This window comes from Lacticaseibacillus pantheris DSM 15945 = JCM 12539 = NBRC 106106 (assembly GCF_001311175.1).
GTDB classification, from domain to species: Bacteria; Bacillota; Bacilli; order Lactobacillales; family Lactobacillaceae; genus Lacticaseibacillus; species Lacticaseibacillus pantheris.
This window is the reverse complement of record NZ_BBAI01000010.1, coordinates 29,912-47,119: the sequence shown is the minus strand read 5'-3', so window position 1 is coordinate 47,119 and position 17,208 is coordinate 29,912. Positions and strand designations below refer to the sequence as shown.

Genomic DNA, 17,208 nt, shown 5'->3' with positions numbered 1-17,208 from the left:
TCCTTCCCCCGAACCCATCCCCCAATTAAACGTCAGCCCCAAGTTATTAAAGATACGTCTGCGTATTGAAATACGCGCAAAAACCGGTATACTGGAGACTGTAATATTTTTGTAACAATGGCTTTTGATAACGATTTTTGTTATCATGGTGCAAACATTTATAGTATACGTGCGTGTGGTCGCCGGCGCGGTCCGGCACACGTGGAAGGAGTTTCCCCGGTGAATTCGAAGAATAAGTTAACCATTGGCATCGCGGCCGTAGCGGTTGTGCTCGTCGGCATTTATAGCGGCGTGGCAATACACTACGGACAACGCTACCTACCGCACACCACCGTTCTGGGGGTCAAGATTAGCGGTCAGACCCAATCCGAAGCCAACCAAACACTGAAGAAGCGTTTTAGCTCCCTCAAGTACCAGATTAAGGACGGTAAGAAAACCGTCGCCACCACTAGTGGGACAAAGTTAGGGATTCGTCGGTCATTTACTAAGACCTTGTCCACTTTGGCAAAGCAACAGAACCAGTGGGCCTGGTTGGGACACGCTTTGGGTTTGAGTGGCAGTAGCGCCAAAGTTGACCCGGTCATCAACACCAAACAGTTACATGCTTACACCAAAGCACTAACCACCAAGGTAAACGCGAAGCGGAAGGCCTCCAAGGACGCCAACATGTCGTTCAACAAGTCTGGTCTCCAGGTCACCAAAGAAGTGTACGGTAACCAACTTGACGTAGATAAACTAAACCAGACGATTGTATCCGCTATTCGCGACGATCAACAGACGGTTCAGGTTAACCAAACCTACATCAAACCTGCCGTAACCACCAAATCGGACAAGTTTATTCAGGCTAAAACCAAGCTACAGCAGTTGGCTAAGGAAAGCGGCAAGGTCACCGTTGAAAACCACAGTGAGAACATCACTAAGTCTGATCTGTACCAATGGCTGGGTTACAACAATGGCGAAATCACCGTTGATGAGACGGGCGTAAAAAAAACTTCGTCAAGGCTATGGGTGACAAGTACGATACGAACGGCAAGGAACGGACGTTCAACTCCACCAAACGTGGTACGGTCAAAGTTCCGGGTGGTACGTACGGTTGGTCAATTCAGCAAAACGCTACCACTCAAGACGTCATCAGCCGCATTAAGGCGGGCAAAGACTTCACCGTCAAGGCCACTACGGCTGGTTCTGGCTACCACGCTGATGGGACTGATATCGGTAATACGTACGTAGAGGTAGACCTTCAAAACCAGCACGAGTACTACTACAAAGACGGCAAGTTGACGTTGGACTCCGACATTGTCTCGGGTAAGCCTAGCGCCGGGGATTCTACACCAGTGGGCGTTGACTTCGTCTGGTCGAAGCAACAAGACGCCACTTTGCGGGGAATTGGTCAAACGGGTAAGGACTACGCTACCAAGGTGAAGTACTGGATGCCGATTGACTACACCGGTGTGGGCCTCCACGACGCCTCCTGGCAGCCTAAATTCGGGGGCGACTGGTACCTATCCCACGGTAGTAACGGTTGTATCAACAACCCACCAGACTTCATGACGAAGTTGTACGCGGCCGTAGATTTGGGGACACCAGTCATCGTCTTCTAAACCCGTCACTTATCTGTAACCAAACAAATGGCGTCAACTATCGCGGTAAGCGGTAATTGGCGCCATTTTTGTGGCTATAAACAAGTTGAAGTACTACTCGCCTTCATCAACCCGCATGAGTTGCCCACTCTGGAGGTTATCGATTTCCACAACTTTGAAGTGCTTACGTTCCAATCGCTGAACAATTTCGTTCACCGTGGTTTCGTCCGTACCTGCTGGCAAAGTAAACAACGTCCGCCGCACGTATTCGCCGCGCTTAGCATCCAGCGTCAGGCAACCAGCAATGGAGGCATACTTGGAAATGATCTTGCTCATCACGGCCAGATCACCACGTTCATCCGAACTAGCAACCGTCAGCACGTATGAACCACGCTGATGTTCCAAGCGTCGGACAGCATGTTCAGTAAAGCAGTATGTGTGAGGATACCGTAGAAGTTGGCCGATTCATCGAGTACCGCGATGTAAGGCAAATCCTTAATGTTAAAGAACACCTTGAAAAACGGCGCGCTGACCGGAATGGTCTTGGTTGCGTTCTTCAGCAGGTGGGTCACGGGCAAAGTCATGTCGCCACCCTGGCTCTTGTGGCGGTAAATATGCATTTTGTAGATATTACCACGGAAAATGGTACCCGTTTCGTCAAGGATTGGCACACACCGAAAACCGGAGTCCTCCAGTACCTTCAGGGCCTCTTCCAAAGTGACGGTTTCCTTGACGGTCGTCAAAAATTCCTTCTTACGCACTAATGACTTAATCAGCATAACAAACCTCCCGGGATCACTTGCGTTCCCTTTTTCTAAGCGAAATCTAATCGGTTTCTATCATACCATACATACCCAGGCGTAAGCACTACCGACCGGGGCAAATCTACCGACAATTAAGTTCACGCGCCTATCCGTTGCCTAGGCGTACTAAAAAAACCGGCAACAAATGCTACCGGCTCGCTGGTGCTTATGTAATATGTAGAACCACAACGCTACTTTGAGGACTTGGTACTATGGGTATTGCGCCGTTTGCCGTTGCCCGTCGGGTGCATCGGCCGTAACGCAACCGACACGCCTAGGGCCTCATCGACCTGCACCATCTTATCGTCAGGTAGCGTGGCGATGCGGTCCCGCAAACGCTGCTTATCGATTGTCCTAATCTGCTCCAGCAGCACCACGGAATCGCGTTCAATACCGTCCTTGCCCCCGACTAAACCAACGTGGGTCGGCATCTTGGGTTTCGAGATGCGGCTCGTAATGGCGGCCACAATGACCGTCGGGCTGTAGTGGTTCCCAACATTATTCTGAATAATTAATACGGGACGCATTCCGCCTTGTTCTGAACCCACAACGGGCGACAAGTCAGCGAAGAAGACGTCCCCGCGCTTTACTTTTTCTGCCATACCTCACCCCAACATTAACAAAAGTGTGAGTACGCCTCCGCTTCGCAAGCGGTAAACTCGTCACAAATCTCTTCATTCAAGTTACCCATCGCCCGGTAGCCCGCAATTAACTGGGCAATCTCTTCGCCGTGCATGTTAATGAACTCATTCAACGCCTCTTGGACCGCCGTCTGCATGTCCACATCATTCAGCTCACAGTACGCCTCGATTTTTTTCCTCAACCGACGCGTCCATGCTGACAGAAAGCTTATCCTGATAATCACTCATGGTGTAACTCCCCCAGTCGCTTTTTCCTCGTAACCATAACGCTAGCACAATTTACACAGAAAATCATTAGTATTTGGTGCTTTTACCATCAATTAATTACAAATTGGGGTCTAAGCACCAACCGGATTGATTGACTCCCGTGGTATTCGTTCGCTCATGGCACAGGCAATCTCGTAGTGGATGGTACCGGCATAATCGGCCACGTCCTGCAACGAAATAACGTTATTGCCATCCTGACCTACCAGTGTGACTTTGGTTCCCGCTGGGTACGCCCGTGGCATTCTGATCATCAATTGGTCCATGCAGACCCGCCCCACGATGGTACACTCCTGACCGTCGACCAGGCCGTGAAAGCCTTGCATCCGCCGGGGGTAGCCGTCAGCGTAACCGATGGGCACCGTGCCGATCCATTCATCCCCGCTAGCTCGATACGTGGCGCCGTAAGAAACTGCATCGCCAGCGTGAATCTGCTTGCACTGCACTAGTGCCGATACCACGCTCATAGCCGGTTGCAACTCGTAGGGTGTCTGCTCAATCGCCCGTCCTGAGGGGTTCAAGCCGTAAATGCCCACACCAAAGCGAATCATGTTGCCGTTGCAGGCCGCGTGCCATAGACTCGTCGCGGTGTTTGAGACGTGCACGTACCGCGGCCGCTCAGGGAATGCTGCAACCAGTTGCTTAAACTTAGCTACCTGCTCCTGGAAATAGCTGGTATCCGGATCGTCCGCCGTGGCAAAGTGGGTGAAGACGCCCTCAATTTGCAGTCCATCTAGGCCCGTAATTGTATCCAACACTGCCCGCAAATCGTCCAGATTGCGGAACCCAATGCGCCCCATCCCCGTATCCAAGGCCACGTGCACCGCGAGTGGATGATCCGCGGCGAGGTACGGCCGGGCCGACTCCAGCCACTCCGCATCAACCAGCGGCACGGCAACGTGGTTAATGGCGGCCAGTTGAACGTACTCGGGAGATACCACCCCAAGAACCAAGATTGGTTGCTCAAAACCAGCTTCACGCAGCGCCAAAGCCTCGTCCAAAATGGCAACGCAAAAGCCACGCGCCCCAGCTGCGAGCGCCACGCGGGCGACGCGCAACAAGCCGTGACCATAAGCATCAGCTTTGATGACCGCAAAAAGCTCCGTCTGGTCGTCCAGGCGTGCCACTTCGCCACTAACGTTGTGCTTGATTGCCGCCTCATCAACTAATACTCGCGTCGGACGGTGCGTACCAATTACTGTCATTAGTTCTCTTCCTCCAGTATGACCTCGGTCATAACTAAATCATCCGTGTGACTAATCGATACGTGCGCGTGGCCGCTAAACGGTCCCGAGACGTGCGGTTGCCCCTGCCCACCATCGATAATTTCAATGTCTTGCCAGCCAACTGCTCCAATCCCCGTGCCGTAAGCCTTACTGTACGATTCCTTGGCGGAAAAACGGCCAGCCAAATACTCCCAGGCCCGGCGCCCGGAGTACGCATTAAATTGACGCAACTCAGCGTCCGTCAACACTTTGGCCGCAAAGTGTGCGTTACGCTCCTGCGCGTGCTGAATCCGTGCAATCTCCGTGATGTCGACGCCTAAACCGTGAATCATGTAGTACCTCCACAAACCTGCTCAGTAATAATCTACCCCTAATTTTACCAGTTTTCCCGCAATAATAACGTGAAAACAATTCAAAGTGAGGTGAAAACACACGTATCTACCCAGGGCGCGTGTTTCATAACCAGGTAGAGGTGTCTGTAGTCTGCAAAAGCCCCAAAGCCCATGTGCGGGTACAACAACGCAAAAAGACGACCGCAATCTGCAGTCGTCCTATATACTGATGGACGCGTCTTCCTTTAAGAATCAGCGTTCACCTCAAGTCGTTCTCTAGCCAGCTGACACTCCCCGCGGCAATGGCTTGTTGAAACGAGTTCCGCCCCGCAGAAAGCGACGTATAAGCAAACCCAGCCAAGAATCCAAGTGCGGGATTCTCGCCCGGGCTTACTTATACTCTGCTTTCTAACCGCGGGGCTCCACTCTCTAAAACGAGTTGCACAGGCCAGAAGCCGCCACATAACGCATTCCAACCAAAAGACCAAAACCGGGTCTTTCGGTTGGAACGCCTTATGCTCTGTCTTCTAAGCGGCCTGCTCCACTCTCTAAATACCCTGAATCAAAACCATAATAATCGGAATCACGATCACGAACAGCACGGTCGAAGTCGTCACCACGTTGGTAGCATACTTCACGTCCCCATGTGCCTGTTCCGCCAGGATTGGCAGAACGGCAAGGCCAGGTGCGGAGGCCTGCACAATCAGTGTCTGGGCTCCATGCTTGGCATCCCGCCAACCATGCCGCTACCAATCATAATGATGGCGAACATAACGGCCGGGGCCAGCACGAACCGGCCGAGCAACGCTACGATACTATCACGGTCAAAGTGGATACTACCCAAACCAGCTTTGGCCAACACAATCCCGATGTAAATCAGGGACAATGGCGTAACCAGGTTACCAACGTAATCCAACGTGTTGGTTGCAAAGCTGAGCCAGCCAATGTTTGGCACGTCAATCCGGAGCAACAGGAAGACCAATGCGACCAAGAAACCAACTAGTGGTGCTGGCAACAGCTTCTTCCAGTTAAAGCTACCCTTTTCGGCGCTACCCTTGACGCGCGTGGGGTCATCCTGAGCATCAGGAAGGCACCCAGCGTCCACGTGGAGACGGTGTTGACCACGTAGTAAATCAGGAAATAGGCCATGGACTTGTTACCAAAGAGGGCCAAGTTCAGTGGTAAACCGATAAAAATGGTGTTGGCGTTCACAAACATGTTGATGAACGTCCCCCGACGACCCGGACGCACCTTGAGAATCTTCACGAGTGCAAAGGCGACGAGGTAGCCGATAGCAACGGCGATGAAGCCGTATACCAAACCACTGGCTAAGCTGACCAATTTATCTAACGTCAACCGTTCCAACACCGAAATGAAGATGGATGCTGGCAGGGCGACTTTCATTAATAAGTTCGAAACGGTGCCACCAAATGAATCCGGGAACCACCCTTTGCGTTGAAGCATGTATCCCAAAGCGATAATCAACAGAATCGTCAGGACACTTTGAATTGATGTTGCTAATGCTGTCATGTTGTTTCCTCCCTCAATCAGTGACTAATTACAGGTTGAGTGGCTTGTACTCTGGCGTCCACTTGGTGTCCGCAACTGCCTGCTTAGCATCAGTAATCGGGTCTTCATTCAGACCTTCGTCCAACGCTTCCTGTGCTACGGCGTTCGCAACCGTCTGGCTGAATTTCGCCAGCTGCTTAACTGGTGGCAACACTGCGGCACCAGCCTGATCAGGGTCAACGATACCACCCAGGCTGTGGGCTGCAGCCGAAATCATGCCGTCAGTCAATAGCTTGCTGGTAGCGGCGATGGTACCTAGACCGAGCCAGGGTAAACCAACGCGTTGTTAGCCTGGCCAATGGCGTAGGTTACACCTTTGTACTCAACGTCAGCCGCCGGAATCCCCGTAGCAACCAGCGCACGGCCATCGGTCCACTTAATCAGGTCCTCAGCCTTAGCTTCAGCCAACTTGGTCGGGTTGCTCAACGGGAAGATGATTGGCCGGTCGGTGTGAGCAGCCATCTCAGTCACTACTTCCTCAGTGAAAGTACCCGGAACGGTACTCGTACCCACCAAGATGGTTGGGTGCACGGCCTTAACCGCTGCCGCCAAGCTGGTCAGTTCGTCAGCGTTAGTAAACTCACTGCGGCTACGAGCAAACGGCTTTTGCTGTGGCGTCAAGTCAGGCATGTCGTCAAACAACAGACCCTGCTTGTCCACCAGGTAAAAGTGCTTGCGTGCTTCTTCCGGTGCCATCCCCTGCTGCAAGTATTCTTCGTAAATACGCTGGGTAATTCCGGCACCGGCAGTACCAGCACCAAAGCTCATGTACACCTGGTCGGTCATCTTCTGCTTGGAAATGTTCAGCGCACCCAGAATACCGGCAAGTACGATAATCCCAGTGCCCTGTATGTCATCGTTAAACGTCGTCAGCTGATCCTTGTACTGGTCCAGGATGTCAGCAGCGTTGCTACGACCAAAGTCTTCAAAGTGGAGGTAGAGCTTCGGGAACAGGCTCCGCGCACTAGCAACGAACTTGTCCACAAAGGCATGGTATTCTTCACCGTACACGCGCTGCTTCCGCAGACCGAGGTAAAGGTCATCGTTCAGCAACGACTCATTGTTGGTCCCAGAGTCCAACACAACCGGCAGCACTTGGCTAGGGTCAATCCCTGCGGCGGCCGTGTACACCATCAGCTTGCCGACAGCGATATCGACACCCTGCGTACCCCAGTCACCGATACCGAGGATACCTTCCGCATCGGTTACCACAATCAAACGAATATCACGGCCATCGGCGCTAGCTTCAGGGCGTCCTCAATGTGGTCCTGGTCCTCAATCGACAGGTACGTTGCGTTCTGTGGGTCAATGAACAGCGCGCTGTAGTTCTCGATGGTGTCAGCGATGGTTGGATCGTACACAATTGGCATGAATTCAGCGACGTGCTGGCCAAACAAGGCGTAGAACAAAACGTGGTTGTGGTTGAAAATGTCCATCAAGAAGATCCGCTTTTCCAGTGCGGATGGCTTCTGTAGGTACTGTGCGTACGTCTGGGCTACCTGCTGGTCCAAAGTCTGGACGGCTGGCGGTAACACACCGTTCAAACCGTATTGGTCGCGTTCTTCCTTAGTAAAGGCTGTACCTTTGTTTAAAAATGGGTTATTGATAATTTGCTGTGCTGTGAGTTGCATAAGCGATTCCTCCTCATCAATTTGCTGATATATTGTGGCGAGATTGTTGCTCTTTCGTCTTAACGAGGTACAGCATAAATCACAGAAAAATTTATAGTCAAACGTGCCAGTTGTGATAAAATCTTTTTATATGAACGGCCACACACCAGAAAGGACGGCGTTTTGTGATGAACACACGCGACTTTGAATACTTTGTCCAACTTGTAGATTTAAAAAGTTTTTCCGCCGTCGCCAAAGTTTTTCGGGTGAGCCAGCCCACGGTATCGTTATCCCTCAAACGATTAGAGGAACAATACGGCATTGAATTAATTCACCGCGACCGCAGTCACAACACGCTCACCGTCACCGCTGCCGGCGAGCAACTCGCGACGCACGCCCGGAGCATTCTGAGCGAATTACGCCAAACACAACAGGATCTCGACGCCCTGCAGGTGACCACGGTACGGTTGGGATTACCACCCATTATTGGTAATTACTATTTTCCAAAGTTAATTCCCCACCTGGTTAATAACGGCAGCATGGACCATCTGCAGACTATCGAGGGAGGTTCTGGCAACCTGCTTAAACGTCTCCGCGCTGGCGAACTCGACATGGCCCTGCTTGGGAGTGTGGGTCCGCTGGTCGCCGACGATTTGCAGGTTGAGCAGCTCTTTGCCCGCCCGTTCGCCATTATCGCCGCCCCACAACGCAAAGTCGGGCAGGACGGTGCCGTCGCCTTTGCCCAACTCGTAGGCGAACCATTTGTGGCCTTGGGTGAGCAGTACGTTCACGCCCAGCTTTCCGCGCATTGAATCATAGTGCGGGCGTACGCCAGCGTGTGGTATTCCGTAGCGACGATGTTAGCCTCATCAAAACTATGGTGCACCAGGACGTCGGCATCGCGCTGCTCACGGACCTCGCGGTGACGCCGGAGGACCACCTCCAGCTGATTCGCCTCACCGACCCCGGCCAACCGCTGTTTACGGTATCGCTGGTGCGGCGCCAGAACCAATTAACCACACCCATGCAGCGCAAAGTTATGCGGGCGCTGATTCAGGCGGAATAGTGAATATGCACCTTGCGCCAAAAAGCGCGTCACATTTGCGTTTAATCGCCAACGTTACGCGCTTTTTGCATGCTACCAATGAATAGCGAACGGAACGACACCGGTGTCCAGCATGGCTCCGACGCCAGTCTCCCGCGTGCATTAACATCTTTATTATGGTAATCTAACGCTAATGCCATTATGTGGTAGCTTTACTTATCCCATTGTGGGCGGTAGTGTAGTTTTGGGGTGATGAATAATGACAATCAAACTGGAACGTATTTACGAACATCCTGGGACACCCGGCTTCCGTATTCTGACGGACCGCTTGTGGCCCCGTGGCATTAAAAAGGTGGACGCACACATTGACCTGTGGGCCAAGGACATTGCGCCCACCACCGAACTGCGTAAGTGGTTCAACCACGACCCAGAAAAGTTTACTGAGTTTAAGAGTCGATACCAGGACGAATTAGCACAAAATCCGGCCACAACCGAGTTAATTGACACGGTGAACGCGCAACTACAAGAGGGCAATACCGTTGTGCTTCTGTTCGGAGCCAAAGACACTACTAACAACCAGGCCGTCGTGCTCAACGAATGGCTGGCCGCCCACGGGGTACACGATGACAACTAATAAACGTGACGCACGTCAACAACAAATTGCCGCCCTGCGTGCATTGCCAGCTGAGCAACGCCAAACCGAAACCGAGGCGCTCTTGGCGCAACTACGGGCACTGCCCGAGTGGCAAGCGGCTCGCACCATCGCCACGACAATCAGCGGTGGCTTTGAAGTCGACACTAGCGGTGTGATTGCGGCGGCCGTCGCGGATGGCAAAGACGTGGTGGTACCCAAGACCATGCCGCACCGACAGATGGCTTTCCTACCGTTTACCAGCCGCGAAGCATTGGTCAAAAGCGACTTTGGTCTACTGGAACCGCCCTACCAACCTGAACTGGTCAACAATGCACCCGACCTGGTTGTAGTCCCGGGCTTAGCGTACACGCGTACATCGCGTTACCGTCTCGGCTTTGGCGGTGGTTACTACGACCGCTTTCTGGCCGGATACCATGGCACCACGGTTGCGCTAGCCCTGTCTGTACAGATACGGCCAGAAAACGCCTGGCCACATGACACCTTCGACGTGCCTTTGCAACATATTATTACCGCGAAATAAGTAACCGAAGGGGTCTAGATTATTGCAAGCATTTATCTCTAGTGTTTTCGGCGTGGCCGAAATTATTATTTTAATTGCCGTTGGGTACTGGTTATCAGCACGCCACTGGCTCAGCGCCCAAAGTGGCAAAATTATTGCCAAAATCATCACGCAGGTCGCCTTACCCGCGTATATGGTGGTCACCGTCAGCGAAAAGTTTACCGCCAACGAGTTGATTCGCTTGTTACCCGACCTACGCTACCCGCTGATTTCGATGGCCATTTTAGGCGTGCTGTCTGCAGTGGTAGCCCTCTTCCTGCGCGTTGACCGTAGCCGCATCGGACTGTTTTGTTCGATGTTCCTCAATTCCAACACCGTCTTTATCGGTTTGCCGTTGAACATGGCCCTCTTTGGCGCCCGTAGCGTCCCGTACGTGTTGGTGTACTACATGGCTAACACCACCGTTTTCTGGACGGTTGGGGTCTACCTCATCCAACGTGATGGCCCCGGCGATGCCGAATTTGATTTCAAACGGGCTTTGGGTAAGATCTTTTCGCCACCACTGTTAGGTTTTATCGTTGGGATTATCATCGTCATGATGCACATCCAGCTACCTAACTTCCTTGCTGCAGACTTGGAGTACATAGGTGACCTCACCGTGCCTGGATCAATGTTTTTCATCGGTATCACGATTCAGCAGTCGGGTATTCGTAACGCGCTACGTTTGGATAAAGACTTCTTAGGGGTCCTGTTGGGCCGCTTCGTCTTTGCCCCGCTAATTATGTCCCTGCTCCTGGCTGGGGCGGACATGCCGGCACTGATGAAGACCGTGTTCATTATTCAGTCTTGCATGCCGGTGATGACCAACGCGCCGGTGGTCGCCCGGCTGTACGACGCGGACAGTGAATTTGCCGCTGTCGGTGTAGCGGGTTCGACGGTGTTGGCAATGATTGCTATCCCCATCGTCATGACGCTGATCCGCTAGCCAACAAAATGAGGCTCAATCATAAATAGCAACTTCGCAAAATCGATGAGCATCGACGCGGCCTACAAACGTGGACCACAATGCAGCTCCCTGTTCCAAACACAATAATGCCGATATTCCGCGGTTCTGGAATATCGGCATTATTACGTTATTGCTGGGGAGCTAACCGCATTGTGGTCCGCTCTCATTTATTGACAGGTTAAAAATTTACTGTACCTGCTGAATCTCGACCGGTACGTTATCAGGCACCATTTGCCGAATCTTGACGGTCAGGGCTTCAAGCGGCTGACGGAAAGTCATGCGCACGTATCGACGCGGATTAAAGGCAAAGACGACGATGACAAGCTGCCGACCACGGACTGTCTGCACGGGCAGAATGGTAACACCTGCCAGGGTGGACAGGCGCAACACCCGCTGAAACATGCCGTAACCGACGATACGGTCGCTGGCGATGCCGCCGTAACCCGCGGAGACGTTCAACAGGACGAACAGTGCGAGGAAGACGACGTACGCCCAGCTGGCGGTGTACGTGGAAGCAATCAAGATGGCGAACACGACGCCCCAAAACATCTGCATGTACGCATAGTTAGCGCGCACTTCGATTTGCGACTGCCAGTACACGTTGTAGCCCACGCAGCCGAGGAGCACTACGTCTAAAACCGTTAATAATAATTCCATTGATTGACACCACCTTTACTAATACCACTTACGCTCTAGGTACATGATAACAGATTGAGGCAGAGAGTGGAGCAGCCCGCTTAGAAAGCAGAGCATAAGTTATGAAAATCTGAAGGCCCGCTGTTGGCCTTTAGATTTTTATGGCTTATGTGGCGCTTTCTGGGCTGCGGAGCTCGTTTAGAGAGCGGAGCCCCGCGGTTAGAAACCAGAGTATAAGTAGTCCCAATTGGGAATCCCGCCCTTGGATTCCTGATTGGGACTGCTTATACGGCGGGTTCTGCGGGGCGCAACTCGTTTAGGCAGAGAGTGGAGCAGCCCGCTTAGAAAGCAGAGCATAAGTTATAAGAATCTGAAGGCCCGCTTTTGGCCTTTGGATTTTTATGGCTTATGTGCCGCTTTCTGGGCTGTGCAACTCGTTTAGAGAGTGGAGCCCCGCGGTTAGAAACCAGAGCATAAGTAGTCCCAATTGGGAATCCCGCCCTTGGATTCCTGATTGGGACTGCTTATACGGCGGGTTCTGCGGGGCGCAACTCGTTTACAGAGTAGAGCAACTCGGTTAAAAAGCAGAGCATAAGTAGTCCCCACTTGTTCAGTTTGTGTAGGAGGACTAAGCTAGACCGTTTACCAAGATTACCACCAAATTGACGAGAACCCGCGAATGGCCTTTGGGACGGAGGGCACGTAAGCCGCATTCCCAAAGGCCACCCGCGTGTTCGTAACCACCTACTCCTTCACCCTAGTCCCCCACCTATGCCGAAGCTCATCTATCCAGCCGACGCCGTAGACAACCAAATTGGGCCAAGCATCGCCTAGCGAACAAATTATCACCATTAATAACCTTAAATCCGCCGAAAATGTTGCTATACCGCTTGCAAACACGTGTTCGTCATGCTATCTTGGAGACAAGAAACAAACAGGGGGACACATAAATATGGCTGAGCAGACCGTCAAGAAACGGTGGGTACAAATACTCACGAGCATCAACGACTCTATTTCTAACCGTGGCTACCCACCGACCGTTCGTGAAATCGGTGAGGCGGTTGGTTTGAGTTCCTCATCAACCGTTGCGGCCTACCTCCAAAAATTACTGGCAGCTCAACTCATTGCCAAGGATCCATCTAAGCCCCGCACTTTGGAGCTCACTCCCGCCGGTTACGACTACATTGGTATGTCCCCAGAAAAGGGTATCCCCCTCGTTGGTACCGTTGCGGCTGGTGTGCCCATCACCGCCACGCAAAACATTGAGGATTACTTCCCCATCCCCACAGGACTGAACTACGCCGAGGATGAGCTGTTCATGTTGCGCGTCCAGGGTGAATCCATGATCAAGATGGGCATTCTCAATGGTGATAAGCTCATTGTGCGTAAGCAAAGTGAAGCTGAAAACGGTCAAGTGGTGGTCGCAATGACCGAAGATGATGAGGCCACCGTTAAGCGTTTCTACCGTGAATCTGGTCGGGTACGACTCCACCCTGAAAATGATACTATGGCCGATATGTACTTCGACACGGTGACCATTTTGGGACTGGTCGTAGGGCTTTATCGCGATGAACTAGAATAACTTTCTCAACCGTAGTGGCGCGCAGACAACGCGTCACTTTTTGGTCCCTGCTTGCGCCTTCAAGGACCGCGTCCAAGCGGCAAGCCTCTGCGCTAATTAGCATCAATGAGATTTTGCTACACACAATATTAAAAAAAAGATGTTGACACAGTCCCCGCGACGTTATAACCTAGGTTCAACAAGTTGTTACCCGCTACCCGTTCAGGAGGTCACATTATGCATCAACATACACAGACACAACTGAATAACTTTTTCTTCGGCTTTTTCGGATAGCGGTTCACACGTTGATGTGAACCGCGCCTGGTTCACATCCATGAGGCCGAAGTTCTTAAGCACGTCATCGACTCGCCACATGGATTAACATTCATCCATGTGGCGATTTTGTTTTCCGGAAACTAATGGCCAGCCACATGGATGAAAATCGTCCTGTGGCTGGCCATTTTCTGTTAATGGGTTCAACAACCCGTACCAAACATTCTGGAGGAATACATGATGAAGAAGTTAACCAAAGTAATTAGTACTGCCGTTGCGGTTGCGTCAATTGCCCTGCTGGCTGCTTGCGGCAAGAGCACAGCCAAGGCCGCGACCACCGATAAAACGATTAAAATTGGAATTTTGCAGCAGATTAATCAAACAGCTTTGGACGATGCCCGCAAAGGGTTCGTCGCCGAATTGGCTAAGCACGGATACAAAGAGGGCAAAAACCTCAAGCTAGATTACCTCAACGCTCAGGGCGACCAGAGTAACTTGAAAACCATGTCGCAGCGGTTGGCCAAAGATAAGAACACTTTGAACCTAGCTATTGCGACCTCGGCCGCACAGTCCATGCAGCAGGCCGACAGCAAGACACCGCTCCTGTTCACCGCCATCACTGATCCTAAGTCCGCTGGCCTGGCCACTAACTTGAAACACCCCGACAAGAATGCCACTGGTGTCACCGACATGGTTAACGTAGCCGGGCAAATTAAATTGCTGAAGAAGCTGGTTCCAAAGGCCAAAACTGTGGGCCTGCTCTACAACGCCGCTGAGGCCAACTCCGTGATGCAAATTAAACTCGCTAAGACTGCGCTGAAGGCTCAAGGCTCAAGGTGGTCACCAAGACAGTCGCGTCCACCAACGACGTTTCCCAGACGACACAGGTACTCGCCAAGCAAGTCGACGCCATCTACGTACCCGCTGATAACACGGTAGCCGCAGCCATGGCTACCGTGGGTAAAGTCTCGGTTGCTACCAAGACCCCTGTAGTTGCCGCTGCTAGCACGATGGTCCAAGCTGGTGGTACCGCCACAAACGGTATCAGCTACAAGGAACTCGGTCGCCAAACTGCCAAGATGGCACTCAAAATCATTAAGGGCAAGACGCCTAAGCAACTAGCCGTTGAGTCTCCAGACAAGGTGAGCGTCGTGGTTAACCGGAACATGATGAAAAAAATTGAACATTCCTGTAAGCCGCGTCAAATAAGGCGCGTCACCGGTTACAGCCGACCAAATTACCACTGACCGATCAAAAACATGTTGACTTTAAAATCCAATGAGGATATTCTTAGCCCTGTAATAAAAACTGCTATCAAGGAGTGTCGCTTATGTCTAACATTCGACGCATCAACTTGAATAACGCGTATTACTACGGCTATTACAGTTAGCGGTTTGCATCATGGATGCAAACCAGCTGGTTTGTATCCATGATGGCCGTAGCAATTTATAATGCTTACAACCGCCACATGGATCGAAGCAATTCGAACACGTGGCGTTTTCTATCTTCCGGAAGAGATAACTGGCCGGCCACGTGGACGCATTGCACCACGTGACCGGTCATTTTACTTTCCTGGGAGGGAATCAACATGAAGAAGTTCAAACAAATTATCGCCGTCGCCGCCACTTTGACCGCAGTTACCCTGCTGGCCGCCTGTGGCAAGAATAGTAGTTCCAGTAGCAGTGACAAAACCGTGAAAATCGGTGTCCTGCAGCTGGTTAGCCAAAGCGCGCTGGATGATGCGCGCAAGGGTTTTGAGCAGGAACTAGCCAAGGAAGGCTACAAGGATGGCAAGAACCTGAAGATTGACTACGTTAACGCTCAGGGCGACCAAAGTAATCTGAAAACCATGAGTCAGCAGTTGCAGAAGGACAAAAACGTGCTAAACCTAGCCATTGCCACCCCGGCTGCTCAGGCACTGCAAAAGCAGGATAGCAAAACGCCAATGCTCTTCACGGCCGTCACCGACCCTAAGTCGGCGGCTTGGTCACCAACGTCACCCATCCCGATACCAACGCTACCGGGGTGACCGATAAGGTTGACACCGCCGCGCAAATTAAACTGCTACACAAAATGTTCCCGAAGGCCAAGAAGATTGGTCTGCTCTACAACGCGGCCGAGGAAAACTCCGTCGTACAGATTAAAACCGCTAAGAAGGTCATTAAGTCTCTGGGCCTGACGCCCGTTGAAAAGACGGTCGCCACTACCAACGACGTTCAGCAGACGGCTGCGGCTTTGGCCAAGCAATCCGACGCCATGTACATCCCCACCGATAACGTTTGTGCCGCGGCTATGAACACTATCGGCAAAGTCACTGAATCCGCCAAGGTACCGGTTGTAACCGCCGACGCAACGATGATCAAAAAGGCTGGGGTTGCCACCCGCGGGATTAGCTACAAGGAATTAGGCCGCCAGACCGCCAAGATGGCCGTCAAGATTATCAAGGGCAAGAAGGTCAAGGACCTGGCAGTAGAAAAGCCAGCCAAAACTGAACTCGTCACTGACGCTAAGCGCATGAAACTCTTCAACATTGATGCATCAACGCTGAAGTAATCCGTTCCACCAATTCGCACCAACAGAGAGAGGTTAATCATTATGGACATCGATATTCTGACATCAAGTGTGGCGCAGGGCTTCCTGTGGGCCATCATGGCAATTGGGGTGTACCTAACATTCCGCATTCTGGATATTGCCGACATGACCGCCGAGGGTAGTTTCCCTTTGGGGGCCGCAATCACCGCCCACGCCATCACGCAGGGCACTAATCCCGTCGTGGCAACGCTTATGGGCGCTGCCGGCGGGGCACTCGCCGGGTGGGTCTCAGGTATCATGACCACAAAGTTGCACATTCCCGACCTGCTATCAGGGATTTTAACCATGACCGGGTTGTACTCGGTTAACCTCTTCGTCATGGGCATGGCCAACGTTCCCTTGACTGGGGCCATGAAGACCGTCTTTAGCATGATCAGTATTGGCGATAGCACGACCACCACCATCGTAGTCGGCGGTGTCGTTATTGCCATTGTAATTATCCTGCTGGTGGCATTCTTCAACACCGAAATGGGGTTGGCTGCTCGTGCCGTGGGTAACAACGAGGACATGTCCGCCGCCAACGGTATTAACGCCGACGCCATGAAGATTATTGTCTACATGATTAGTAACGGTCTGATTGCCCTATCTGGTTCCCTCATGGCCCAAACTAACGGCTATGCGGATGTGTCCATGGGGATTGGTACCATTGTTATTGCCCTGGCTGGTATCATCATTGCCGAAATCCTGTTGCGTAACATCAGCTTTGGCAAACGTCTGCTGACCATCATTGTCGGTGCCATCATTTACCGACTTATTATCGCCATCGTGTTGGAGCTGGGTGTTGACGCCAACGCCCTCCGCCTGTTCTACGCATTGATGCTGACGCTCTTCCTGTCCCTGCCTTTGGTCCAAAAGAAAGTCGGCCAAATGCAGCAACGGCGGAAGAACAGTAAGTCCATGAAGGAGGATGATTAAT

11 protein-coding genes and 7 pseudogenes are annotated in these 17,208 nt (G+C 52.0%); 10 read left to right on the top strand and 8 right to left on the bottom strand.

The features are described from left to right. Window positions 1–117: 117 nt before the first annotated feature. Both JCM12539_RS13930 and JCM12539_RS12630 read left to right on the top strand, forming a co-directional pair. Window positions 118–771, top strand: a pseudogene (locus tag JCM12539_RS13930) (peptidoglycan binding domain-containing protein); the annotation flags it as partial. Between the two features lie 233 nt (window positions 772–1,004). Then, entirely contained in the window at window positions 1,005–1,601 is a 597-nt protein-coding gene (locus JCM12539_RS12630) for a L,D-transpeptidase family protein (RefSeq protein ID WP_082405351.1), read from the top strand. A 93-nt stretch (window positions 1,602–1,694) separates the two neighbouring features. Here JCM12539_RS12630 and cbpA read toward each other — a convergent pair. The 7 genes and pseudogenes from cbpA to JCM12539_RS05025 all read right to left on the bottom strand — a co-directional run bounded on the left by cbpA (window position 1,695) and on the right by JCM12539_RS05025 (window position 8,046). Continuing rightward, window positions 1,695–2,359: pseudogene (gene cbpA / locus JCM12539_RS05055) on the bottom strand (cyclic di-AMP binding protein CbpA). 215 nt (window positions 2,360–2,574) lie between these two features. Continuing rightward, complete coding sequence (locus tag JCM12539_RS05050) at window positions 2,575–2,985, bottom strand: type II toxin-antitoxin system PemK/MazF family toxin (RefSeq protein WP_054649750.1); 411 nt, start codon at window positions 2,983–2,985, stop codon at window positions 2,575–2,577. 14 nt (window positions 2,986–2,999) lie between these two features. After that, complete coding sequence (locus JCM12539_RS05045) at window positions 3,000–3,206, bottom strand: antitoxin (RefSeq protein WP_225350248.1); 207 nt, start codon at window positions 3,204–3,206, stop codon at window positions 3,000–3,002. Between the two features lie 156 nt (window positions 3,207–3,362). After that, the gene (gene alr, locus JCM12539_RS05040) at window positions 3,363–4,493 is read right to left on the bottom strand and encodes an alanine racemase (protein ID WP_054649746.1); all 1,131 of its coding nucleotides are present in this window, start codon (window positions 4,491–4,493) and stop codon (window positions 3,363–3,365) included. Then, window positions 4,493–4,846 (bottom strand): holo-ACP synthase, encoded by a 354-nt coding sequence (acpS, locus tag JCM12539_RS05035; protein ID WP_054649744.1) that lies wholly within the window; start codon window positions 4,844–4,846, stop codon window positions 4,493–4,495. The genes alr and acpS overlap by 1 nt, the downstream gene beginning before the upstream one ends. A gap of 548 nt (window positions 4,847–5,394) precedes the next feature. Then, window positions 5,395–6,376: pseudogene (locus tag JCM12539_RS05030) on the bottom strand (AEC family transporter). A gap of 28 nt (window positions 6,377–6,404) precedes the next feature. After that, window positions 6,405–8,046 (bottom strand): annotated as a pseudogene (locus JCM12539_RS05025) (malolactic enzyme). 167 nt (window positions 8,047–8,213) lie between these two features. Here JCM12539_RS05025 and JCM12539_RS05020 point away from each other — a divergent pair. From JCM12539_RS05020 to JCM12539_RS05000, 4 genes and pseudogenes are all read left to right on the top strand, one after another. Next, window positions 8,214–9,091: pseudogene (locus JCM12539_RS05020) on the top strand (LysR family transcriptional regulator). A 238-nt stretch (window positions 9,092–9,329) separates the two neighbouring features. Then, entirely contained in the window at window positions 9,330–9,704 is a 375-nt protein-coding gene (locus JCM12539_RS05010) for a DUF488 domain-containing protein (protein WP_054649738.1), read from the top strand. After that, complete coding sequence (locus JCM12539_RS05005) at window positions 9,694–10,245, top strand: 5-formyltetrahydrofolate cyclo-ligase (protein WP_082405350.1); 552 nt, start codon at window positions 9,694–9,696, stop codon at window positions 10,243–10,245. The genes JCM12539_RS05010 and JCM12539_RS05005 overlap by 11 nt, the downstream gene beginning before the upstream one ends. A gap of 22 nt (window positions 10,246–10,267) precedes the next feature. Then, window positions 10,268–11,209 carry an AEC family transporter gene (locus tag JCM12539_RS05000; protein ID WP_054649736.1) on the top strand — a complete coding sequence of 314 codons (942 nt, stop codon included), beginning with the start codon at window positions 10,268–10,270 and terminating at the stop codon, window positions 11,207–11,209. 207 nt (window positions 11,210–11,416) lie between these two features. On the opposite strand, the gene JCM12539_RS04995 is transcribed toward JCM12539_RS05000, so the two are convergent. Beyond that, complete coding sequence (locus JCM12539_RS04995) at window positions 11,417–11,887, bottom strand: hypothetical protein (protein ID WP_054649734.1); 471 nt, start codon at window positions 11,885–11,887, stop codon at window positions 11,417–11,419. A 931-nt stretch (window positions 11,888–12,818) separates the two neighbouring features. Here JCM12539_RS04995 and lexA point away from each other — a divergent pair. From lexA to JCM12539_RS04975, 4 genes and pseudogenes are all read left to right on the top strand, one after another. Next, window positions 12,819–13,448, top strand: a complete 630-nt coding sequence (gene lexA / locus JCM12539_RS04990; protein ID WP_054649732.1) for a transcriptional repressor LexA — start codon at window positions 12,819–12,821, stop codon at window positions 13,446–13,448. 492 nt (window positions 13,449–13,940) lie between these two features. Continuing rightward, window positions 13,941–14,947: pseudogene (locus JCM12539_RS04985) on the top strand (ABC transporter substrate binding protein). A gap of 341 nt (window positions 14,948–15,288) precedes the next feature. After that, window positions 15,289–16,253 (top strand): annotated as a pseudogene (locus tag JCM12539_RS04980) (ABC transporter substrate binding protein). Window positions 16,254–16,301: 48 nt separating this feature from the next. Continuing rightward, on the top strand, window positions 16,302–17,207 hold the full coding sequence (locus JCM12539_RS04975) for an ABC transporter permease (RefSeq protein ID WP_054649774.1): 906 nt from the start codon (window positions 16,302–16,304) through the stop codon (window positions 17,205–17,207). Window position 17,208 lies beyond the last annotated feature (1 nt).